General features: G+C 54.3%; 18 protein-coding genes. 11 read left to right on the top strand and 7 right to left on the bottom strand.

Going from position 1 to position 22,798, the window contains the following annotated elements; translation table 11 throughout:
• Positions 1-179 precede the first annotated feature (179 nt).
• The 7 genes from JK223_RS11760 to tssF are packed head-to-tail and all read right to left on the bottom strand — an operon-like array spanning position 180 to position 8,716.
• Positions 180-680, bottom strand: coding sequence for a DcrB-related protein (locus JK223_RS11760; RefSeq protein WP_212714369.1), 501 nt, complete (start codon positions 678-680; stop codon positions 180-182).
• The gene (locus tag JK223_RS17165) at positions 673-2,418 is read right to left on the bottom strand and encodes an OmpA family protein (RefSeq protein WP_212714368.1); all 1,746 of its coding nucleotides are present in this window, start codon (positions 2,416-2,418) and stop codon (positions 673-675) included. Before JK223_RS17165 ends, JK223_RS11760 begins: the two co-directional genes overlap by 8 nt.
• On the bottom strand, positions 2,415-3,746 hold the full coding sequence (locus JK223_RS11750; RefSeq protein WP_212714367.1) for a GlcNAc-transferase family protein: 1,332 nt from the start codon (positions 3,744-3,746) through the stop codon (positions 2,415-2,417). Before JK223_RS11750 ends, JK223_RS17165 begins: the two co-directional genes overlap by 4 nt.
• A gap of 23 nt (positions 3,747-3,769) precedes the next feature.
• Positions 3,770-4,765 carry a fimbrial protein gene (locus tag JK223_RS11745; protein WP_212714366.1) on the bottom strand — a complete coding sequence of 332 codons (996 nt, stop codon included), beginning with the start codon at positions 4,763-4,765 and terminating at the stop codon, positions 3,770-3,772.
• A gap of 11 nt (positions 4,766-4,776) precedes the next feature.
• Positions 4,777-5,814, bottom strand: coding sequence for an ImpA family type VI secretion system protein (locus JK223_RS11740; protein WP_249213603.1), 1,038 nt, complete (start codon positions 5,812-5,814; stop codon positions 4,777-4,779).
• Entirely contained in the window at positions 5,814-6,845 is a 1,032-nt protein-coding gene (gene tssG / locus JK223_RS11735) for a type VI secretion system baseplate subunit TssG (RefSeq protein ID WP_212714364.1), read from the bottom strand. The genes JK223_RS11740 and tssG overlap by 1 nt, the downstream gene beginning before the upstream one ends.
• Positions 6,842-8,716 (bottom strand): type VI secretion system baseplate subunit TssF, encoded by a 1,875-nt coding sequence (tssF, locus tag JK223_RS11730; protein ID WP_212714363.1) that lies wholly within the window; start codon positions 8,714-8,716, stop codon positions 6,842-6,844. The genes tssG and tssF overlap by 4 nt, the downstream gene beginning before the upstream one ends.
• Before the next feature lie 569 nt (positions 8,717-9,285).
• Here tssF and tssH point away from each other — a divergent pair.
• From tssH to tssL, 11 genes are all read left to right on the top strand, one after another.
• On the top strand, positions 9,286-11,955 hold the full coding sequence (tssH, locus tag JK223_RS11725) for a type VI secretion system ATPase TssH (protein WP_249213600.1): 2,670 nt from the start codon (positions 9,286-9,288) through the stop codon (positions 11,953-11,955).
• A 77-nt stretch (positions 11,956-12,032) separates the two neighbouring features.
• A complete protein-coding gene (locus JK223_RS11720) occupies positions 12,033-12,590 on the top strand; it encodes a fimbrial protein (protein WP_212714361.1) in 558 nt (185 codons plus the stop codon).
• A gap of 77 nt (positions 12,591-12,667) precedes the next feature.
• Positions 12,668-13,450 (top strand): molecular chaperone, encoded by a 783-nt coding sequence (locus tag JK223_RS11715; protein ID WP_249213599.1) that lies wholly within the window; start codon positions 12,668-12,670, stop codon positions 13,448-13,450.
• 60 nt (positions 13,451-13,510) lie between these two features.
• Positions 13,511-16,129, top strand: a complete 2,619-nt coding sequence (locus tag JK223_RS11710) for a fimbria/pilus outer membrane usher protein (RefSeq protein ID WP_212714360.1) — start codon at positions 13,511-13,513, stop codon at positions 16,127-16,129.
• A complete protein-coding gene (locus JK223_RS11705) occupies positions 16,117-16,686 on the top strand; it encodes a fimbrial protein (protein WP_212714359.1) in 570 nt (189 codons plus the stop codon). Before JK223_RS11710 ends, JK223_RS11705 begins: the two co-directional genes overlap by 13 nt.
• 69 nt (positions 16,687-16,755) lie before the next feature.
• Entirely contained in the window at positions 16,756-17,292 is a 537-nt protein-coding gene (tssB, locus tag JK223_RS11700) for a type VI secretion system contractile sheath small subunit (RefSeq protein ID WP_249213598.1), read from the top strand.
• 27 nt (positions 17,293-17,319) lie between these two features.
• On the top strand, positions 17,320-18,816 hold the full coding sequence (gene tssC / locus JK223_RS11695; protein ID WP_212714357.1) for a type VI secretion system contractile sheath large subunit: 1,497 nt from the start codon (positions 17,320-17,322) through the stop codon (positions 18,814-18,816).
• A gap of 140 nt (positions 18,817-18,956) precedes the next feature.
• Positions 18,957-19,442, top strand: a complete 486-nt coding sequence (locus JK223_RS11690) for an Hcp family type VI secretion system effector (protein ID WP_212714356.1) — start codon at positions 18,957-18,959, stop codon at positions 19,440-19,442.
• A gap of 131 nt (positions 19,443-19,573) precedes the next feature.
• Positions 19,574-20,083: a type VI secretion system lipoprotein TssJ gene (gene tssJ, locus JK223_RS11685; protein ID WP_212714355.1), complete on the top strand. Its 510-nt coding sequence runs from the start codon at positions 19,574-19,576 to the stop codon at positions 20,081-20,083.
• A gap of 3 nt (positions 20,084-20,086) precedes the next feature.
• Positions 20,087-21,436, top strand: coding sequence for a type VI secretion system baseplate subunit TssK (tssK, locus tag JK223_RS11680; protein WP_212714354.1), 1,350 nt, complete (start codon positions 20,087-20,089; stop codon positions 21,434-21,436).
• Entirely contained in the window at positions 21,433-22,791 is a 1,359-nt protein-coding gene (gene tssL / locus JK223_RS11675; RefSeq protein ID WP_212714353.1) for a type VI secretion system protein TssL, long form, read from the top strand. The genes tssK and tssL overlap by 4 nt, the downstream gene beginning before the upstream one ends.
• Positions 22,792-22,798: the final 7 nt, after the last annotated feature.

Genomic DNA, 22,798 nt, shown 5'->3' with positions numbered 1-22,798 from the left:
CGAAATGACCTCATCGGGTGACGAAGCCCGGGATGAATTCCGCAACAACCCGGGCCGGGGGCACGGGTCACCCGGGAGGCGTTAACCGAGAAAAACTGGCGCGGAGCCTGTCGCCGGTGAAATGCTCCCCCGGCTGACAAAAAGCATAACGTGCCCCCCGGTAAAGGGAGGCCTCAGGCTTACTCCACCGTGCCGCTCGTCGCCAGCGGCGTTTCTGCGGCAGTAAAACTGTTCATGATCCTGACATAATGTTTGCGCTGGCTGTCAGTAAATTCCCCCGCCGTGGCAAGGGTAAAAATCAGCAGGTTGCTCTGTGAAGGATTGAGTGAACTCTCGTAAGGCAGGCGGATGACCGACAGGATCTGCGTTGTCCACTCACCGTTATTCAGAAACCGGTTAGCAGCCTGCAGTACCGGAAGCTTTGACGGCCCGAGCTCCTGACTGAGGATCTCGCCTTCCGGCGTGTAGCCGGGCGTAAATTGCCGCATCCGCTGCTGCTGAATCTCATAAAAATCTTCCACGGTCTGGCCGTCTGCCAGCTGAGCACGGTTGATGATCACTTCATAGGGCCTGCTCTCGTCATCGGTATATTTCAGGATATTTACCGAATAATCCGCATCCGGGGGGAGCGTCAGAAATGTGCCTTCCGGCAGCGGGTAGGTGACGGGTTTATTAGTCATAGTCTTTGTTTACCTGGAATAAATGAGGGATGAGGGGAATGATTTCGATCCGCCGGTTACCTGCGCGTCCCTGCTGACTGTCGTTGGGGGTGACCGGGTGGGTTTCACCGGCACCCTCAACGATAAAATGGCTGGCCGGGAATTCACTGTTGGCCACCAGCCAGTCCCGGACGGCTTCCGCCCGCCGTAAGGACAGTGTCCGGTTACCCGCCGGTGTACCGGTATTATCGGTGTAACCGACGATCAGTACCGGATACTGTGGCGTACGACGCAGCACCGGTAACAGCGCCGCCAGCGTCGCATAACGCGTGCCGGTGATCGTGCTGCTGCCTGGCACAAACCAGCCAGCCCCGGGATCTGGCAGCGATAGCGGAGCGACCGCCGTAGCAGGCATTACCGGAGGGCCGGGGCGGGGGGAACGGGAAAGCAGCAGGGCGGCACTCAGTAGCAGGCATAACAGCAGCCCCTGTGCTGCGTAACGCCATCGGGCAGACCGCCTGAACGGAAGCGCGGGTGACTTTGCGGTTAAGGAAGCGACCGGCAACGGAGGCGGCAATGGCAGGGAGGGTGTGGCCTGCGACAGGGCCGGATACAGCAAATAATGTTCTGCCAGCCAGTGTGACCAGCCGCCATGGCGGGGAAAGCCCTGACAGATATCAGCCAGCAGCAACTCCGTCAGTTGTAACGGAGTATCGGTAAATAATTCACTCAATGAAGAGCAAAGTTCATCTCCGTTGAGCCAGTCTGATAACGGTTTTACCGCGCAGGCGCGTGCTGTGGCATCACTGTCGCCGTAATGCGCCGCACTCTGTAATTGCTGATGCAGTTGTGTCAGCAACTGCGGAAAGGATCCGGTGCCGGCCGCCGAAGGGGTCCGCACCCAGATCGCGCCCTGCGGCTCTCCGGGGGGAGGCTGGCGGCTGAGCCGGGCATAGATCACCAGCTGACAACGGACCGCCGGTATTTTACCGGCACTGATCAGGCTATGTCGCCAGCGGATAAAGGCGGCTGCCAGCAGGTCGTCACTCCCGTAAGCGTCTCCCGTCAGAGGAATAACGCAATCAAGCGCGACCTGCGGATAAGTTTCTGATAAATAGCGGAGGCGTTCGCTGAGTAACAGTGGATCGGTCACCACCATCCGCAGAACGGTTTTACCGGGGCTGCCCGTCGTATCGTGCCGGCTGAATCCGTATCCGGCACAGGGGCCGGTGATAAGGCAGATCCGCTGTCCTCTGCTCTCCGGTAACTCATCGTGCGGGGTGAACGCAGGGAGAGGCTCTGTGTCCGGTAACGAAAAATAGCGTTTCCGGTAAGCGACAAGAAAGGCGTCAGTCAGCGCTTTATCGCCGCTTCCCGTCACAGAAAGCAAGCAGAGCAGTCGATAGCTGTCACGGAAGAGTATGCTATCGCTGCCCGCCAGTAAGGCCTGGAGGGCCTCAGAAATGTCTGCCGGTAAATCTCTGTCGGCTGGAGCCTGTGGCCCGCATGCGGCATGGACCTTTCCGCAGGGGGAGTGTTGCCGGTGGCGCTGTAGCTGCTGGTCGAGAAAATAACGCAGCAGTCGGCAAAGTGAGCGGCTTTGATCTGTATCACCGTGCTCCTCTGTCAGGCAGCGGCTGAACTCCGCCATCCGATCCGCCAGCCGCTGCTGCAGGGCGGAAACCGAGGGGATGATCGCACCGGCACTGATCATTGTGCCGTACGCGGTCAGCTCACTAAAACAGGACCCGCGGCTCACCAGGGATGCTCCGTCAGTTCACCCCAGCCGGCCCCGGGCTGCCAGCCGCAGAGTCGCAACGTTTGCGGGTAACAGCAGGGCGGGGTGGAAAAACGGATCGACAGTGAGGTCGCCGACGGTTCCTTCCCGGGCGCCCCGTCTGAGGGAGGCAGACGGCAGGTGAACAGTAACCGGTTATCCCTGTCATAGACACTCAACCGGAAAAATTCGTAACCTGGCCCCGGGCCGGTGCTTACGGGCAGAGACAGCGTGACTTTCTGGTGATGCCACAGCGTAAAGGCCGCCAGCCATTCGGCATCGCCGGCAGGCGGGACAGCAAAATAGGCTCGTTTTTCATCGCCGGTGACGGCGGGCTGGACCGCCCTCAGACGCAAATGCAGTCCGGTCTGGTATTCAAACTGTCGAAGCGTTCGCTGGTGGCCATGACCGTAGGGGGCCGCCACCTCCTGCGCATCATCGTTCAGTCCGAGAAGGGTACAGATCCGTTGCTTTGATAGCCGGTCCCGCTCCCACCATGCCCTGGGGATCGTCCCCTGTTGTCTGGCCTCGTCGTTATGATCCTGCCAGATCTTCGCACATTCCGCGCGCCGATAGTAATGCCAGAGCAGGGGAATATGGGGGTGATACACGTCATATCCCTGAGTAAACGCCCGCACCGACATAGCAATTTCCTCCCCGGCAAAGAAGATGAGCGGGTCGTTCGGGACATCCCGCACAAACCGGCCCGGGGCAAAAATAAAGCCACCGGCCAGATAGCTGCCCCGTTCCGGGGCGGTGGCGGTAAACGCATGGCTCCCGGCCATCGGTATTCCTTCCCGGGTAAACTCCCTGAAAATCATCCGGCTGACCGAGGACTGCCTGCCGGTTATCTCATCCTCACCGGGCCGGTAGCCGGGCGGGTAGGCGGAAAGGATCGGCAACGGACTGATCGTCTTCAGCGACTCCAGTAAAGCGATCATTTGCTGATCCCATCCGCGAATAAACTGGCAGTGGGAGTCTATCTGCAAAAAGTAGGGTTCCTGCTGATAACAGGTTTCCGACAGATGGCGGGCCCAGCAGGCACCTTCGCTGGTAAGGTAATGGCGGGAAATGACCGTGACAGAGGCGCCGGCAAAGTGAAAAAAACGAACGTCCTGAGCCCCGGCCACACCGGAGACAGTAAAACCGGCATCGATGAAAACCGAAAAATCTTCCTCGTCCTGCCAGCACACCGCGATATGTAAGCCATGCGGTGCCGAGGCATGCTTTATCATATCCTTCAGTGTCGGGATCAGTTCCGGGTCACGGTAACTGGCGATACTGACAAAAATAGCTGGCGGGTATGCCATAGCTCTCCCCCGAATATGCGCAGTCAGGTGATATCAAAAATAATTTCAGCCTTGGCAGAAAATGTCCCCGCAGAAGGCTGGAACCAGCCTGCGGCTGAAAGTTCTGCCGTCCAGTGAAACTCCGCGTTGTTCTGACTGGGGGTGCTGGTGATTTGCTCACCCTCTTTACCATTCACCCTCAAAGGCCGGTTCTGGCTGTCTTTGATGGTGATCCTCAGACGGCCACTGCTACCCCCGGCATCCTTCACCATAATGTTGGCGGCATCGTAAGAGGGGGTATCGGTGGTGATGTACGCTGTGGCGGAGTAACTGCCATAATCACTTTTACAGTTGATAGCAAAATCCAGTTTTTCCGAGACGCCGTTCTCGAGCATTTTGGCCGTGACCTTACCAAAATCGACCGTTTTCGCACTGTCGGGGGTACATACCGGAGTACTGATCACTTTAATTTCGTTGAGGCTCAGTTTACTCAGGTAATTATTCGGATCATCGCTGACGATCAGATAAAAATAGCCAATCGGCCCGGGAGGCAGCACGAGATCACCGGCCGGGTTTTTAAGCTGCAGGCTGTCAGCCACTTTATAAAACTCGACTCTGTAGCCGGAAACATCAGGGAAACGGAAATAGACGTACCCGGAGTCATCCATGGGAGGCATATATACGGTGGTGGGAAATCCTCCCCATCCGGGCAGGCCGTTGGTCCAAAGGGGTTTGATGACAATACCGGGAATATTGGTTTTGAAGGTTTTGTCGCGGGCGCTGTAGGACTCCAGCCCGATCACCCTGCGGCCAACTTCGGTTCCGACCAGACAGTAGGTGTAAAAAATATCATGACCCAGTCGCGGGGTCTCAAAGGCCGCTATCGGGGTAGAACTGTCCGCCGGCGCATCCGCAGCAATAGTAATGACCTGATCCGGCACACTCAATATTGCCGGGCTACCTTTTTCCCAGTCACAAAAGGCCTGTACGCTTCCCGCGCCGAAAAGCAGAGGAGAGAGCAGGAGGGATCGCCATATCATATCTTTCTTCCTTAATTATCTTGCAGTAATAAGAGGATTTCCGGTGGATACATCGCCACCAGCTCAGAAAAATTTCGGCCAATACTGCGTTCGGCATAGGCCAGTAAAGGGATCACCGGGCTACCGGGTTCCGCTTCCCTGAACCAGAGACGCACTTCTTCCAGTCTGGCGCAGGCGCTCTGCCGGTCGGTAATGACCGGCACCGCAGGCTGTCCGGACGGCAGAAGGGAGGGGGCTGAACGCCCTGCCGGGCCTGCGGGCAGGGGGATATCCGTCTCCGGGGGGGCGGAACCCGGCAGAACGACTGACGGAAGGGGATTGGCCGGGGCAAATATGGCCAGCAGAGAGAGAAAACCGGTCAGATCAGGCGCGTCATCGCCCAGGTTATCCCGTATCTGCGTGACTAACCGGCCGGCATAGTGATGAGCCTGAGATAAGTCGCGGAAGGTTGCGTCCTCGCTGCTGGCCCATTGCTGACGTAACAGGGTGAGCCTCCGGGCAGCGACAGGTGCCTTTCCAGGCTGGGGGCCGCAGGCTTGTTCGACATCGCGGACGCTTAGCTGGCCCTCCGCTGTTTTCGGTAATGGTAACTGGCGGATATCAGCCAGTATTCCGTGGCTGTCATTCAGTTCGGCAAAGGCATTAGCCCGCAGTTGCGGAGCAAACTCTTCTTCATCGAACAACCGGGGATGCAGATCGTCCGGCCATTTTTCTAACAGAGCCAGTAGCAATGAAAGACCGCTCGTCAGTGCTGCCGCCCCTGTCAGTCGGATACGGCAGCGCATCAGGATAATGAGTAACCGGATATCCTTACACTGGCACAATAAGCGTTGCGTCGCAGCCCCGGTCTCTGACCAGTTCACTGACTCTGCCGGCTCATAAAAATCGCCATACTGAGCATCGGTTTTCGGTTGCAGTCCCGCCAGTAACAGCAGAAATTGCGGGTTCTCATCGATGGCCACCCCGCAAGGAGCATCGGCACTGATTTCTGTCAGCAGTGAGGCATCCTCATTTTCCGGTGTTGCAGTCTGAACCCCTGTTTGTCCCATCAATCTTCTGCCCCTGAGTCTCCGGAAAAATTTTCCGGTTCGAAGCACATCCCGGCCAGTGGCTGAGTTGTGTTTTCTCTTTCCAGCCAGACGGCATGCCCTAACCGATGGCGTCCATCCAGTTGCACCAACGGAACCTGGCTGGCCGCCAGTACCAGCTGTACATCCCAGCTGTATTCCACCCCGGTAAAACACCTCACCCATTCACGTAACACCGGCATATCCTCGCCGCCGGGGGTAAACGAGAGATACTGTTGCAGGGTGAGCGGGCCCGCAATGAGCCTGAATTTATGCTGGCGGTCATGCACCGTACTCCCGAGGATGGCGCCTTCCCCCAGCCGGCAGGCGCCCTTTTTTATCCCGAGACGGCTCTGGTCTTCTTCGGCTAACTCAATCCATTGCAGCACGAATTCCTGCAGTCGGAAGGGCAGGTCAAAGTAATGTTGCAGGCTCCCGGTCAGGCCATCGGGTGAACGGGCTTCTCTGACCAGATGCGGGGCGGACGCCAGCTGAGCATGGCGGGGTAACGGGGACGATCCCCCTGTCACCGGTGCAAACCCCGTCAGACAACCGAGGTAAAAAGAGAACCGTTCATTTTTCGGGTCGTCCAGGGTGGCCGTGTCCTGACACAGAAACCATGCACGGTAAAACAGTGACAAGGCCCGGTGGTGAAAAATATCCGCGAAATCACTCAGGCCATAGTCCTGACGGGTCGTACAGAAATAGGCCTGTTCTGACAGGTGTAGCGGAAAGACGCTGTTGGGGCCCCAGACTCCCGGCCAGAACAGATCGATCTTCAGTGTCCCGTTGTTGTCATTCAGGCTGGCAATCTCCCGCGGGGGAAAGATCATGCCGGGCTGCTGTCCGAGCCGGACCGGTTCCCGGGACGGCAGTCGTGCGGTGCCCGGGGCGGGTGAGCGGGGATGACGGGCGGCTATAGCCCGCATCAGGCTGAAAAAGCCACTCTTCCAGGGGGCTGAACATTCGTACCATTCGCTCAGGCCGTTATCCGGCGGAAACTCAGGGGTCATAGGATCCCTCGCCGTCCCGGGCGAGCCGGCCAGTCAGCGACCCGTCCGCGCTGTACTGAATACAGTTCGGTTTCAGTAAAAATATTGATCGCCACATGACGGGACAGATAATTTTCCATAATCAGTCCGAATAAATAAGGGCTGAGGCCGGAAAACCCCGTCTCATCGACGGTCAGTCGACAGCGGATCCCGCGGCCATAAATCAACAGGCCTTCCCCGCCCAGCCGGCGGATCACCGGTTCGGTCGTACAGCTGACCAGGCTTTCTATCTGCCTGGCGGTTTCCGGGTCTGAACGGGTAGTGAATAATCGTAAAATATCGCGCAGAACACCGGCTCCGCTGGACCCGGACATTTCACCGACAGGCAGATAATTCAGACTGAGCTGGGAAATCAGTCGCCAGGCGGCTTCGCCGACAGCAAAAGAACCCCGCGGGTCCGACGGCGTACTGACAAACTCCGCCTGACTTACCGGCACATCTTCCGGCAGGGTCAGACGGAAGCGGGCATGTTCAGCCAGTGTGCACGGCAGATCACGGTTAGTGACCAGGGCATCTACCCACAGGTAGCGCAGAGTATCGCCGTAAGGGGCTTCATGTTGATCTACCAGCGAAATATACGTTTCTGTCCCCGGGTAGGCATGGCGGGTCAGATAGCGGCTGTCGTCCTGTCCCTGGCGGACTTCACGTTGCAGAGAGAAATAGCGTCCGTAGTTTCCGTGATCCGCATGACGGGTGTGATACAGGGGGGTAAATACCACCTCGTCGCTGTTTTCTGCCTGAAGTCCGGTCACGCGACTGACAGAAAAGATCTCATAATCCAGGGGATGGCTGCGGTCGGCCACCGCATGAAACTGCGTCAGTGAACGGTTGAGGGGGATCCTGTCCAGCCGTTTCGGAAACAGATTAATGACCGGGGTACAAAACAGTAAAAAGCGGGCAGCACTGACATGGGCAATCAGGTCCTGCGGTAACCGGTCCAGCAGAACAATAATTTCGGCTTCGCGGGTATGATTATTTTTCAGCCCGGCCGCCAGCCGGGTCAGGGTAAAGAAGTAGAAGCGCTGGCGGCAACAGACATATTCCTGCAGCAAAGTATGGCCGTGAAACATATTCCAGCTGGCAGGCAGCAGTCCTTGTTGCGGTTCCAGACCTTCAGGAACCAGTGGCTGCTCTGTGATAATCGTGGCAGGAGTACCGGCATGGGGAGAGGGCATAATGACCCATTGATGGTGACAGTGCAGCAATTCAAACAGGTGCGAGACGATAGTTTCATCACCGGAAATATAGACCGGCAGCCGGTCCAGCCCCTTTAGCGCCGAAAAAGTGGTCTCGCCGGTCAGCCTGAGTCGTAACCGTAAGGTACCTTTACACTGGCTGATGTCATATTCTTCTCCCGTCATCGCCGGAAGATCCGGTGGTACCGAGGTTAGCCGGGCATCAGCAATTTCCAGCGGCCAAAGCGTCACCGGCTGACTATTACGAAACTCGCAGCGTGTCTGGCTCTCCGGAAGCCGCTGGCTGATAAAGGTGCTCTCGCGCTCAAGGGTATAGCCGCGGGTCAAATCACCGGTATCGGGGTCGGGATACAGGCGAACGACCCCCATCGCAGGTGTTGGTGCATTGTAATTCGGTGACAGCGTATCCAGTAATCGCTGAGTGAAGCGGGGGAACTCAGCATCCAGTTTGATACGGGTTCTGGCGGATAAAAAGCAGAACGCTTCGATCAGCCTTTCCACATACGGGTCGGCGACTTCTATTCCCTGCATTCCCAGCCTGGCCGCAATCCCCGGATGTTTCTGCGCAAACTCACGGGCCATTTCGCGGATAAATGTCAGCTCACGGTTATAATAATCCAGAAAATTATTTTCCACGGTGTTCTCTGATTAATGACATTATTTTAATGAATTTGCCGCGATGCTAAGCCGCGGGTGATAATTATCAGCCGGGATTTATAACGAGTTAACTTCCTTTTTATTTTCTGCCTGTTTCTGTGATCAGAATTCACCAGCAACTCTGTCGGATTCATCGTCTGCTGACAGACTATCGCGGTTTTCTCCACCCCGGGCTGTCGCGGGGGACACAGAGTAAAGCTATTCTTTATCGCCTTTTTTCTTTATTACACCTTATCTTTTTAGCACCTTATCGTCAGGTGATTAATTAATTTAAATAGTGATAATAATGATATTGATGAATTCATTTCTCTGTTATTACAACACCCGGAGATATTATCGATTCTCGCCAGGAATAAAACACTCCTCTCCTCTGTTTTTGTTTTTTAGGATTATGTATCAGGCTGTTTTCTTATTTTTATATAACTGCCAGGCACGGCGTTGTTAACTGATTCTTTTTTTGGCTACTATCCCGAACATGATGGCAGGGGGAGGTTATTTTTGTCCCCGTCTTTATGGTGAGTCTGTTATTTTTGGGTGCGATAACATTTATGATCGTCAGAAGAACCTTATTCGATAAACTTAACGACGTATTATCCCGAAGTATTGAAAGCGGGACAGAGCTCTGTCGTCTGAAGGGGAACCCTTATGTTGAGCTGGTCCACTGGCTGATCACACTGCTTCAGGAAGAGCGCTGTGATTTACAATATATTCTTCGTCACTACCCGCTGGACAGGGCGAAACTGGAAGAAGATCTGATGGCACAGGCCGCACGCCTGCCGCGTGGGGCGAGTGAGGTCACCGATTTTTCCTATCTTATTGAGCTGGCTATTGAAAAAGCATGGATCATCGCCAGTCTCGGGCCCTGTCCTGTGACGCGTATACGCAGTCTTCATCTTCTGATTGCCCTGCTGAGTCATCCTGAACTGCGCCGTGCACTATTATCGTTATCTCCGGAGTTCCGTGTCCTGTCGGCGGAGGATCTCAGCCGTCTGCCGGCCGCGCTGACCCGCGATTCGGCAGAGCAGGAAAACCTGTTCCCGGCGGAGAGTACCGCGTCGGAAAATGCGGATACGGCCTTCACCGGCCTCCGCCCCGGGGCAGAAAATGCGCTGGCGACCTACACCACCGATCTGACGGCACAGGCGAGGGCGGGGAAAATTGACCCGGTCACCGGCAGAGACCGTGAAATTACGACCCTTATTGATATTCTGCTGCGTCGCCGTCAGAACAACCCGTTACTTACCGGGGATGCCGGGGTGGGTAAAACGGCGGTGGCTGAAGGCCTGGCGCTGGCCATTGCCGACGGTGCCGTACCGCCGGCCCTGGCGAACGTCCGTCTGCTGGCGCTGGATATCGTGGCACTGACAGCCGGCGCAGGGATGAAAGGTGAATTCGAATCCCGGCTGAAATCCGTCCTGGAATCGGCGGCCAGGGCAGTACCTGCGGTGATCCTGTTTATCGATGAGTTTCATACCCTGGTCGGTGCCGGCGGAGACGCGGGGACCGGTGATGCGGCGAACCTGATGAAACCGATGCTGGCGAGGGGAGAGATCCGTACCCTCGGAGCGACGACCTGGAGTGAATTTAAACGTCATATCGAAAAAGACCCTGCATTGACCCGCAGATTTCAGGTGGTACAAATAGATGAACCCTCCGAATCTTTATCGGTACAGATGTTACGTGGTCTGTTACCCGCTCTGGAACAGCATCATCAGGTCTGGATCCTGGATGAGGCATTACAGGCAGCGGTGCGGTTATCGCATCGCTATATTCCGACCAGGCAGTTACCCGATAAAGCGATCAGCCTGTTGGATACGGCCTGCGCCCGTGTGGCCATCGCCAGATACACTCCTCCCGTGAAGCTGCAGCAGCTCCGTGCCAGTATCCGGGCTTCGGTCAGTGAACTGGCTTTGCTGGATAAATCACTTTGCTTTGGTAAAGCCAGTCCGCAGCGAAGAAGTGACATTGAAGCCGCTCTCGAACATGCGCAGCACGCGTCGGAACGTCTGGAAAATCGCTGGCATCAGGCGTGTGAATTGCTGACGGAAATCTATGCGCTCAGAGAACAACGACTGCAACCCGATCTGCCGGAAACAAAGGTTCAGGAGCTTCAGCAACAACTGCAAGAGTTACAGTACAGACTGGAGCAGCAGGGGGAGCAGCCACCGTTGGTCCGGGCTCAGGTCGATGCGACGGTGATTGCTGAAATTATCGCGCAATGGACCGGTATCCCGACCGGGCGGGTGATGAAGGATGATTTAAGTGCGGTACGGGAACTCCCGGCACTGCTGGCTGCCCGGGTAACGGGGCAACCCCGCGCGCTTGAGCAGATTTGTCAGTCTGTCAGGACCGCCAGGGCAGGCTTATCCGACCCGGAGCGGCCGACAGGGGTTTTCTTCCTTACCGGGCCTTCCGGTACCGGTAAAACGGAAACGGCGCTGGCACTCGCTGAATTGCTTTACGGGGGAGAGCCTAATCTGATCACGATTAATATGAGCGAATTCCAGGAAGCCCATACCGTGTCGACCCTTAAGGGATCACCGCCCGGATATGTCGGCTACGGTGAAGGCGGCATTCTGACCGAAGCGGTACGCCGCAAGCCCTACAGTGTGGTGTTACTGGATGAAGTTGAAAAAGCACATCCGGATGTCCATGAATTATTTTTCCGCATTTTTGATAAAGGGACCCTGGAAGATGCGGAAGGACGTCGTATCGATTTCCGGCATACCCTTATCCTGCTTACCAGTAATATCGGTAGCGAATTGCTGACAGTCAATGATTCTGACGCGTCTGCACTGCCGGAAAATGCGACGCTGCTTCCGCGACTCCATGCCTTATTGCTGAAAACGTTTCCTGCTGCATTTCTTGGCAGGGTCAATGTCGTGCCTTATTTCTCTCTGTGCAGAACATCACTGGACGTCATTGTCCGAATGCAACTTTCTAAAGTGATTACCCGGCTGGAGCAGCAGTCACTGGCACTGAAATACAGTGATGACATCGTCAGTTTCATTATTGAACGCTGTCAGTCGGTAACGTCCGGCGCCCGGGAGATCATTCATGTGATCGGGAAAGAGATTCTCCCTGTTATTGCCACATATCTTTTATCCCGTCCTCAAAACAGCAGGGATCAACAAGAGACACTTTTTTTGAGCTATACCGCTGAACAGGGGGTAGCGCTGGTGGTTGATTATCCGGAAAACAAGGAGGTTGAGCTATAAGCACGAAATTCAGTGAAAAATATGAAGAGGGAAATTTCTACCTGAAGGGTAATTACGTGACAAAAATAGGGATTTTTATGCAAAAAAATAAAGTATCGATCGCCTTACTGGCGTTGTTCGCATCGTCTTTCACATTATCTGCTTCAGCCGCAGATACCCTGAACCCCGGACAAGGCATGGTCACGTTCGATGGGGAACTGGTGGGGGAGACCTGTACGATTGAAAATGACAATCTGATTGTCACTTTACCGACAATATCGACTCAGTCGATGTCGGGTGCCGGAAGCCAGGGCGGCATTAAAAACTTTGATATTAAAGTGAAGGACTGTCCCGCTTCCTTTAAAAAAGTAGCGGCCCACTTCGAGCCGATTGGTTCCTCCGGGATTAACTACAGTACCTGGAACCTGAAAAATGATTATCAGGCCACCGGCGGAGGTAAAGAAGCCGCGACGAATGTCGAGGTGCGTTTGTTTAATTCGGATCATACCCATCTTCGTCCGGGAGATACCGGAAACGCAGTGGATATTGTTGGCGGACAGGCCAGCATGACCTATGCCGGCGGCTATTATGCCACCGGAGTAACGACGGCGGGGAAAGTCACGGCGCATGTGGTGTATACGCTTTCTTATCCTTAATGCCGTTATTGGCAGTTAATGACCGCGGGGGAGCGAAAGCTGCCCCTGTTATTCCACCACTTTGAATGGTTTATTCTATGAGATGTTACAGGGAAGTACTCTCGCCCCTCGTGATGATGATCGCCGGGTTATTGTGGCTGCCAGCGCCCGCCAGCGCAGGTGTCACCATCGCCGGTACACGGGTTATCTTTCCCGCGGCTGAGCGGGAAAAAAGTATTCGTACCAATAATAAAGGGAGTTCTCCCGTACTGGTACAGGTCTGGGTCGATGACGGTAGTAAGAATACTGATATTAACACCATGCAGGTACCGTTTACGGTAACACCTCCGGTTTACCGGATTGACCCCGGGAAAGGACAAAGTGTCCGGCTGATATATAACGGGATGGAATTACCCGCCGACCGGGAATCCGTTTACTGGTTTAATTTACTGGAAATACCCACGGTTAATGATGACGATAAAAACAGAGATCGGCTGGAGCTGGCTTTTCGTACCCGGATAAAAATATTTTATCGGCCGGCAGCATTAACAGGAAATAGTACCGATTATGTTTCAGCATTACGCTGGCAAACAGAACCCTATAAAAAATACGTAAAAATAGAAAACCCCACCCCGTATTACTTTTCTTTTGAATCCGTGATGGCAAAAGACGGTAAGCGAACCTATCCGCTGGTACCGCAAATGCTGGCACCGTACTCCTCTGCGTCGTTGGCCACGGAGGGCGCGCAGGGATTACCCGCTCAGCTGAGTAGTATCCGGTTTAATGTCCTTAATGATTACGGCAGCACAGTGACTGAGAAAGTGGTGTATCAGCAGAATAAAGGCTGGGTACTGAGTCAGTCAGCCGGAGATGAGTCCTGATGGCGGAGACCACAGCGTAACGCGCTGAACAGGATCAAATAACTGAAGGGAGTCAGAGAGTTGAAAATAATCACTTTGAGCGCCGGATTGCGCGACCATGGCGGGTATCCCGTCAGATTCGGGATGCTGGTTTTCAGCAGCAGTTTACTCATACTACCGGCTTCGGCAGCCTTCTCTGCAGAGCTCTCTGACCGTCCTTTCGCGCCGGACAGCGCCTCACCGGTCGTATTCAATAGCGCATTTATTCACGGTAGCGCCGTGGATGTGAAACGGTTTGCTGCCGGAAACCCGGTTCCCCCGGGACAGGCGGCGGTAAAGGTGCGGGTAAACGGTAAAATCCGCGGAAAATATGATGTTCTTTTCGTGGCCGTGCCTGGCCGTGATATCGCCGAACCCTGTTTCAGTGCGGCTCAGCTGGAACAGTTTGGTATCCGGCCGCCGGTGATGAAATACCGGGGGACTGACTTCGCACCAGATGGTGAGCAATGTAATGCGTTACCACAATGGATAGACGGCGCCAGTACCCGCTATGATCCAGCCGACTTTGAACTTGATCTCTTTGTGCCGCAATTATATCTGGTCAGTCAGTTACCCGGCTATACCAACCCGGCGAGCTGGGACAGCGGTGTTCCGGCAATGTTTCTGGATTACACCGCGAATGTCTATACCCAGCAGTTTTCCAGGGCCTATTCAAACGGTGTCGGCCATGCCATCAGCGCGAATCTGGGGTTACTGACCGGAATTAATCTGTTTGGCTGGCAGTTACGTAACCGCAGCAGCAGCTATTTCTCCGGCAGCGAAGCCCCCGGTTCCCGCAATCTGTATACCTATGCCCGTCATGATATACCACGGATGAAAAGCCAGGTGACGCTCGGGGAAACGGTCACCAGCGGGGATCTGTTCGATAGCCTCAATATTCGCGGCGTACAACTCGCCTCTGATGACCGGATGCTGCCGGAAAGTCTTCGTCAGTACAATCCGGTCATTCAGGGGATAGCGGAGAGCAATGCCCGGGTACAGGTGACTCAGCACGGGCAACTGATCTATGAAACCACGGTACCGCCGGGGCCCTTTGAGCTGAACAGCATCGGTGCGATGGGGTATGGCGGTGATTTACAGATGACAATTATCGAGGCAGATGGCCAACAGCGCAGCCAGGTGATCCCGTACTCCGCCCCCCCGATGTTATTACATGCCGGAATCTCCCGTTACTCGGTGTCGGTGGGTGAGATGAATGAGAGCAGCATGAAGAAAAACCCGCTGATGGCGACCGGCTTTTATCAGTACGGAATGAACAACTTTTATACACTGTATGGTGGCGGCCAGTTTTCAGAAAATTATCTCTCGCTGGCTATCGGGCAGTCTTTTAACACCCGGGTCGGCGGGATTTCGGTGGATATCACCCGCGCCCGAAGCCGGCTGAAAGACAGCCGAATTTCGACAGGCAATAGTTTTAATGTCGGGTTCAGTAAGTACCTTGAGTATTCCGCCACAAATATCTCGATGGTAGCGTATCGCTATTCCTCAAAAGGCTTTTATTCCCTGCGTGATGCTGCCGCAGAACGTTATGGCATGGGCCGCGACTACTACCTTATTGATTACCGTACCCGTCAGCGGCTCTCGGTCAACCTTGCCCAGACATTGCCGGGGGACAGTCGTCTGGTACTGGCCGGCAATTTCTATCAGTACTGGAATAACCGTAATGCGTCTTCCCAGTATTCGCTCTATTTCAGTAAATCGCAGCGGCTGTTCTCCTGGTCTGCGGGGATCAGCAGAAGCTATAACGCTATCGGGAAAAATATTAACAGTTATTCCCTGTCGCTCACCATTCCGCTAAGCCGCCGCTATAACATCACCGATAAACCGCTGTTCACTTCCATGAGCATGATGATGAGCCGGGACAATAACGGGAATACCTCACTTATCACTAATGCGAACGGCAGTCGCGGTGAGCGTTCCGCGCTGAGTTATGGCCTCGGAACCAGCACCAGTCGAACCCGCGGGGGCGGTACCAGTTATTCGCTGAACGGCAACATGAACCACTATTCCGATATGGGGCAATTTGGTTCAACGCTGGCCATCGGCAATCAGTCGCGCCAGTTCTCTGCGACCGCGAACGGCAGCCTGGTGGCGCACCGGGGCGGCCTGACGATGGGACCGCCTCTGGGAGAGTCACCTTTTGCGATAGTCAATGTTCCCGGGGCTACGGGGGCAAGGCTATTGAATGGATACGGGGCCCGGGTCGATAGTCGCGGATATGCCATTGTGCCGTCACTGACGCCTTACCGTGAGAATACGGTGTCTGTCGACAGTAAAGGTCTGCCGGATACGGTGGATATTCTGCAGAATGAGCAGGTCATTATTCCCCGCTCGGGGGCCGCCGTCGCGGTGAAGATGAAAACCCAATCCGGCAAGCCGGTATTACTGATCATCCGCGCCCCGGGCGGTAATTATCTGCCGATAGGCAGCGAACTGACTAACGCCTCCGGAGAGATGGCCGGCATTGTCGGGCAGGCCGGTATGGCATTTATTCGTGGCTGGAGTATAGGGACCGAAGCGATGTCAGTCCGGACCGGAAGCACCACCTGTACCATTCCGGCAGACAAAGCGCTGGCGCAAGATATCGCATTATCGGGCAGCAGTGCGGTGATCCGTGCGGAGGTCATATGCAAGTCTTAATACGTAGGGGGGCCGGCATAACACAGTGCGCGATGACGTTACTGGGGCTGCTGATACCGGCCACTGCATCTGCCGGCGAGTATCCGATCACCGTAAATTTCACCGGGGAGTATGTGACGGAGACCTGTGAAATCAGAATCAACGGAAGCGGAAATAATGAAGCGGTCACCTTACCAAGGCTCACCACCACGGCGCTGAATAACAGTGGCGGGGAAGGGGGGAAAACCGGATTTACCGTGACACTGGCAGAGTGCCCGGGGTTCACGACCGTGAATCTGCTTTTCGGGAGTGATTATTCCCCGGCAGATACTGCTACCGGGAATTTGCTTAATCAGACCGGCAATGACTATAGCCGCAATGTACAGTTGCGGATCCGTAAGGAAGATGGCAGTCAGATAATGATTGATGACCGGAATACGGCTCAGCAATACCGGATATGGTTTGCAAATACCCCGGTCACTCATCAGTTTTACGTAAGTTATTTTTCAGGAAATGCAGGCCCGGTGACGGCCGGAAAAGTCCATGCCATTGCCGGTATTACCGTCGATTACCATTAACCGGACAGGCGTTCAGTGCCGTCAGCCGGCATTGCTCTCCTGTCTATTCTCGTCCAACTGAAGGTGAGTATGCTTATGCCTAAGGATAATTCTCAGAAGTTTATTGCAAGGAACCGGGCCCCGCGGGTACAGATTGAATACGACGTTGAAATCTATGGGAATGAAAAAAAAATAGAGTTGCCGTTTGTCATGGGGGTAATGGCGGATTTATCCGGTAAAACGAAAGAGCCTTTACCTCCGGTGACTGAGCGTAAATTCCTGGATATTGACATCGATAATTTTGATGAACGAATGCAGGCAATGCAGCCAGGCGTTGCCTTTGCGGTCCCGGATACGCTGACCCGTGACGGGCAACTGATGGTCAATATGACCTTCGGGTGCATGGACGATTTCTCGCCCGATGCCATTGCCCGCAAAGTGGATGCGCTATCGCAGCTACTGGAGGCGCGGACGCAACTGGCGAATCTGCAAACGTATATGGATGGCAAGGCGGGCGCAGAAGGTCTGGTCATGCAGGTGCTGCAGGATAAAGCGCTGCTGAATAGCTTAGCGAAGGCTCCCCGGCAGGATTCGGTATGCACAGATGCCGTGACCGGGGATGAATGAAAGTATCAGGGATGAGAGGTCATAATAATGGATACCCAACAGCAGAAAACGCAGCCGGGGAAAACGGACATCCGGCAAAGTGATTTTAATGCATTATTATCCAAAGAGTTCCGTCCAAGGTCAGACCAGACGCGGGCTGCGGTAGAAAATGCCGTAAAAACACTGGCAGAACAGGCTCTGCAAAGTTCGGTCACTATCGCCGAGGATGCCTATAAGAATATCTCAGCACTGATTGCAGAGATTGACCGCAAACTGACTGAACAGATTAATTTAATTCTGCATCATCCTGAATTCCAGGCGCTGGAAAGTGCATGGCGTGGCCTGCATTATCTGGTCACCCACACGGAAACGGATGAGAAGCTCAAACTGCGTTTTATGGATATTTCGAAGCAGGAATTGAGACGTAACATCAAACGCTATAAAGGTATCGCCTGGGATCAAAGCCCGCTGTTTAAACAAATTTATGAGGAGGAGTACGGACAGTTAGGGGGAGAACCTTACGGGTGTCTGGTCGCAGATTACTATTTTGACCACTCCGCGCCGGATGTTGACCTGTTATCCTCTATTGGCAGAATCGCCGCATCCGCCCATGTGCCCTTTATTACCGGTGCGTCGCCCTCGGTGTTACAAATGGAAAGCTGGCAGGAGCTGGCGAACCCGCGGGATCTGACCCGGATATTTACCCGTAATCTGGAATATGCCGCCTGGAATGCCCTGCGCCAGTCTGAAGACTCGCGCTATATTGGTCTGACTATGCCCCGTTTTCTGGCGCGCCTTCCTTACGGGATACGCACCAATCCGGTGGATGCCTTCAGCTTTGAAGAGGATACCGAAGGCGCAGATCACAGTCGCTATGTCTGGGCAAACGCTGCATATTCGATGGCCGTGAATATCAACCGTTCTTTTAAAAATTACGGCTGGTGCACGATGATCCGTGGCGTGGAAAGTGGCGGGGTGGTGGAAAAACTGCCCTGTCATACCTTTCCTACGGATGATGGCGGTGTCGATATTAAATGCCCTACCGAAATCGCTATTTCTGATCGCCGGGAAGCCGAACTGGCTAAAAACGGATTTATTCCCCTGATCCACCGTAAAAATACCGATTATGCCGCCTTTATCGGTGCTCAGTCCCTGCAGAAACCTGCGGAATATTACGACGCCGATGCGACAGCGAACGCTAATCTTTCTGCGCGTTTGCCTTATCTGTTTGCCTGTTCCCGCTTCGCGCATTATCTGAAATGTATCGTCCGCGACAAAATCGGGGCCTTTAAAGCGCGTGAGGATATGCAAAAGTGGCTGAATGACTGGATCATGAACTATGTGGATGGTGACCCGGCAAATTCATCAGAAGAAACCAAGGCACGCCGGCCTTTAGCCGATGCCGAAGTGCTGGTGGAAGATGTTGAAGGAAATCCCGGTTACTACCAGGCGAAGTTTTTTTTACGGCCTCATTTTCAGCTTGAAGGACTGACGGTGTCTTTACGGATGGTCGCTAAATTACCGTCCGTCAAAGATGTTGCCTGAATAAATGTGATTCCCCCTGCGGGAAATGACCACAGGAAGAGTACCAAAGACGACAGCGGTAATCAGGACGTCGTCTGGAAACGTAATGACGTTACCTGACCGGTAACGTGTATCTCTAACAGCGATAAATAAGGATTATTATGGCTCAGGATATGTTTATTAAAATCGATGGCATCGAAGGTGAATCACTGGATGCTTCTCATAAAAATGAAATTGAAGTGCTTAACTGGAGCTGGGAAAGCCTCCAGCATTCCAATATGCATGCCGGTTCCGGCGGCGGCGCCGGGAAGGCGACAGTCAGTGATTTCAGGTTTGAACATTATCTGGATAAGGCGAGTACCAATTTATTAAGTTATTGCCTTTCAGGAAAACATATTAAGGAAATTAAGTTTGTCGTCCGTAAAGCGGGGGGAGAACCGCTGGAATATCTGAATATTAAATTCACGGATGTCATTATTACGCAGGTCGGGGTTTCCGGATGCAGTAATGAAGATGTCCGCCCCCGTGAAGTGGTTGCTTTCTCGTTCTCCGGCTTCACACAGGACTATGTTATGCAGAGTGCTGAAGGGAATAAATCCGGCATTATTTCTGCCAGTTACGATATCAAGGCCAATCAGCGCAGTTAATTGATCAGCCAGGCTGAATATTCAGCCTGGCCCGGGAGATTTCACCCGGGGTGCGGCTGATAGCCGGGGGCAGGGAAGCGATGAAAATAAAAACGGTTATTTTAAATGGCAGAGTAAAGAATTTCCGTCAGGTGAAAAACAGAGCAGCTATTTATCGCAGCCTTCGGCTGTTGTCATTGTGTTTCATTTTTTTCGCGGTGGGCTGCAGTTCTTCATTACCCGAAAAAAAACGATCTCCGTTATTGCTGGATATCCGGGTCGATAAAGATGTTAACCCGAACCGCTACGGTGAACCGGCTCCGGTAAATATTGCAATCTATCGTATGAGCCTCCCCGGGATTATCGACAGTGAGATAACTGAGTTGCGGGACTTCGGGGAAAACAACGGTGCAAAACGTATATTCAGTGCGGTATTTCAGCCGGGGGAAAGCCGGTGCCTGACACTACCGGTCATGGCAGACACCCGGGCCATTGGCGTCACCGGTGAATTTCGTGACATTGATCACGCGCAGTGGAAATCGGTACAGCCGCTCCCGCAGCGTGATGCACTTCCCTGGTGGAAAAAGCTGTTTACCTCCCGGGATAACACCCTGTATGCCAGAGTTCACCGGCTGGGGCTGACTCTGACGGAAACGGAATAAATCATGAAAACCAACAAAGTGGTCTGGAGTGAGGGGCTGTTTTTACGCCCCCAGATATTTCAGCAGCAGGAACGCTATCTGGAGTATTTTATCCATCAGCGGGCGTCTGCCCCTGGCCTCTATTTCTGGGGATTTTCACGCTATGAGATAGACAGTGAAGCACTGACTTACGGCAAGCTGGTCTTACGCAGTGCCAGTGGTGTTTTTCCTGATGGTACACCCTTTGATATGCCCGGCCATGCCGGGATCCCAGCGCCTCTGACGCTCCTGCCGGAGCACAGCGGTAAGACTATCTTTCTGGCGGTGCCACTCAGGCTGGATAACAGCGATGAAACCATCTTCGATAGCGGCAGCCCGGATTCTCTGGCGCGTTTTTCTGCCGTGGATACGGAGCTGACGGACAGTAATGCTATCCGGCAGGGAAGGAAGCCTGTTCAGCTGGCGCGGCTGCGGCTGAAATTACTCCCCGATAGCGGAATGACCGGAGCCTGGATTGGGTTGCCTTGTGCAAAAGTCAAAGCACTTCGTCCGGACGGCAGTGTATTACTGCATACGGACGACTACATCCCCCCGGTCAGCTGTTACGGGGCGAATGCGTTGATCTGCGAATGGCTTAATCATCTCAGCGGGTTAGTGAAGATTCGCGCCGGCTTACTTGCCGGACGACTGATCGCCAGCGACGGAAAACCCGAAGATAACGCCAGTGTCATGGATTATCTGTTATTGCAGATATTCAATAAATATCAGGTGATCCTGGAGCATCTGCGCAATACACCGCAAACCCCGCCGGTCGACGTTTATCAGGTACTCGCCCGGCTGGCGGCGGAGGCATCGACCTTTGTGGAAACGAAAGTCCGCCGGCCTTCGCCGGCCCCCGATTATGATCATGCCAGCCTTTATAGCTCGTTACGTCCGCTGGTGGATCAGGTCCATGACCTGCTTAATCAGATTCTGGTCAGGGCGGGAGAGATAATTCCGTTGCATGCCAAGGGTCACGGTATCTGGGTGGCATCCGTGTTGCCGGCTGAACTGAATGCGTTTACAGGTATTGTTCTTGCGGTACATGCCCGGCTGGCCCCGGATGTGTTACAGCATCAGTTTTTCTCGCGGGTCAAAATCAGTGCACCACAGCACCTTCACGAGCTGGTGCGATCACACCTGCCGGGGTTGCTGATTCAGGCATTACCCGTGCCCCCCCGTCAGATCCCTTACCGGGCAGACTATGTCTATTTTGAACTGCAGAGAAAAGGCGATTTCTGGCGGGCGATAGCGGAATCCGGGTCGCTGTCTTTACATATCGCGGGTGACTTTCCGGCCATGAAGATGGAACTTTGGGGGATACGAACCTCATGAAACCAGAGAAGGCACAGGAAGTGCCCGCACAGCCAGCGGCCTCAGAGGCAGAAGAGGGATGGGGCGATTTTTTGCTGGATAACAGAGATGTCTGGGAGAGCGAGGAGGCTATCCCGCCCGGCGACCCGGAATATCAGCATGTGCCGCTGCAGCACGAACAAATCGCAGCCGTGTTTGATGCCGATCCGCAGCATGTCCGCTCGCGTATCCCGGGAGTAAAAGCCGCCAGCGATCCGTTACTGGAAGCCGCAAAACCCCTGTTGCGGGCAATCAGCCAAATGCCGCAGGAGCTGAGCGATCTCCGGCATGCCGCTCCCCTGCGGGAGATCCTGATGCGTGAAATCAATTACTTCACGATGCTCTGCGATGAGGTGAATATTCCCTGGAAAAAAATGGCCATCGTCCGTTATTGCCTCTGCACGGCGCTGGATGAAGCCGCGCACAGTACGAACTGGGGGACAGAAACCGGCTGGTCCCAAAACAATCTGTTGAATTACTTTGAAAATGATAACGATGGCGGTACTAAATTTTTCCTGCTGATTGGCCGGATATCCATGAGTCCTGCGGAGTATATGGATGTTATCGGGATTTTATTGCGCATACTCGGCCTGGGGTTTGAAGGTCGTTACAGTGTTCAGCAGGACGGTGAGCGGCAACTGATCAGGATACGTCAGCGGCTGCTTACGCTGTTACAGAGTCATCGCCGGCAGCAGGCGTTGCCGGCCATCATGGCGATCTTACCGGAATATCCGCCGCCTTACCGTTGGCGCTGGTCTCTGCCATTGCGTACCACGCTGATTATCTCCGGAGTTATCCTGGCGGTGAGCTGGCTGAATGACAGTTACCGGTTATTCGTAGCCAGACAGCCGCTGCTGGCGGCGATCCATGCGCTTTATCCGGTGAAAACCGCCGATTTATTGCCTTTCCCCCGTTTACGGCTCGGTCAGTTATTGCAGCCGGAAATACAACAGCGGTTACTCACGGTCAATGAAGATGATCAGCAGAGCCATGTGGTGCTCAGTGGTGATCATACTTTTGAGTCCGGTTCTGCCCGTGTCTCTCCGGCGATGACAGAGGTCATCCGCAGAGTCGCAACACAAATCCGGCAGGTGAACGGCTCGGTTCGGGTTATCGGGCATACCGATTCCCTCCCCGTTCGTCAGGGGACTATCAAAGATAACACGATGCTTTCTTCCCTTCGTGCGCGAGCGGTTGCCGATGTACTGACAGTGTCGGGCATTCCGGCGGACAGGGTGTCGGTACAGGGGATGGGAGAAGGGCAACCGGTCGCCAGTAATGCGACCGCAGCCGGCAGGGCCGTGAACCGTCGTGTTGAATTTTTCGTGACTTATTAATGAGATA

The organism is Tatumella sp. JGM118 (assembly GCF_018257515.1).
GTDB classification, from domain to species: Bacteria; Pseudomonadota; Gammaproteobacteria; order Enterobacterales; family Enterobacteriaceae; genus Tatumella; species Tatumella terrea.
This window is presented reverse-complemented; position numbering and strand designations above follow the sequence as displayed.

Bases quoted from the DNA above. Each gene is read 5' to 3' on its own strand.
- JK223_RS11760 (WP_212714369.1), bottom strand. From the start codon at position 680: ATGACTAATAAACCCGTCACCTACCCGCTGCCGGAAGGCACATTTCTG.
- JK223_RS11750 (WP_212714367.1), bottom strand. From the start codon at position 3,746: ATGGCATACCCGCCAGCTATTTTTGTCAGTATCGCCAGTTACCGTGAC.
- JK223_RS11745 (WP_212714366.1), bottom strand. From the start codon at position 4,765: ATGATATGGCGATCCCTCCTGCTCTCTCCTCTGCTTTTCGGCGCGGGA.
- JK223_RS11740 (WP_249213603.1), bottom strand. From the start codon at position 5,814: ATGGGACAAACAGGGGTTCAGACTGCAACACCGGAAAATGAGGATGCC.
- tssG (WP_212714364.1), bottom strand. From the start codon at position 6,845: ATGACCCCTGAGTTTCCGCCGGATAACGGCCTGAGCGAATGGTACGAA.
- tssH (WP_249213600.1), top strand. From the start codon at position 9,286: ATGATCGTCAGAAGAACCTTATTCGATAAACTTAACGACGTATTATCC.
- JK223_RS11720 (WP_212714361.1), top strand. From the start codon at position 12,033: ATGCAAAAAAATAAAGTATCGATCGCCTTACTGGCGTTGTTCGCATCG.
- JK223_RS11715 (WP_249213599.1), top strand. From the start codon at position 12,668: ATGAGATGTTACAGGGAAGTACTCTCGCCCCTCGTGATGATGATCGCC.
- JK223_RS11705 (WP_212714359.1), top strand. From the start codon at position 16,117: ATGCAAGTCTTAATACGTAGGGGGGCCGGCATAACACAGTGCGCGATG.
- tssB (WP_249213598.1), top strand. From the start codon at position 16,756: ATGCTTATGCCTAAGGATAATTCTCAGAAGTTTATTGCAAGGAACCGG.
- tssC (WP_212714357.1), top strand. From the start codon at position 17,320: ATGGATACCCAACAGCAGAAAACGCAGCCGGGGAAAACGGACATCCGG.
- JK223_RS11690 (WP_212714356.1), top strand. From the start codon at position 18,957: ATGGCTCAGGATATGTTTATTAAAATCGATGGCATCGAAGGTGAATCA.
- tssK (WP_212714354.1), top strand. From the start codon at position 20,087: ATGAAAACCAACAAAGTGGTCTGGAGTGAGGGGCTGTTTTTACGCCCC.
- tssL (WP_212714353.1), top strand. From the start codon at position 21,433: ATGAAACCAGAGAAGGCACAGGAAGTGCCCGCACAGCCAGCGGCCTCA.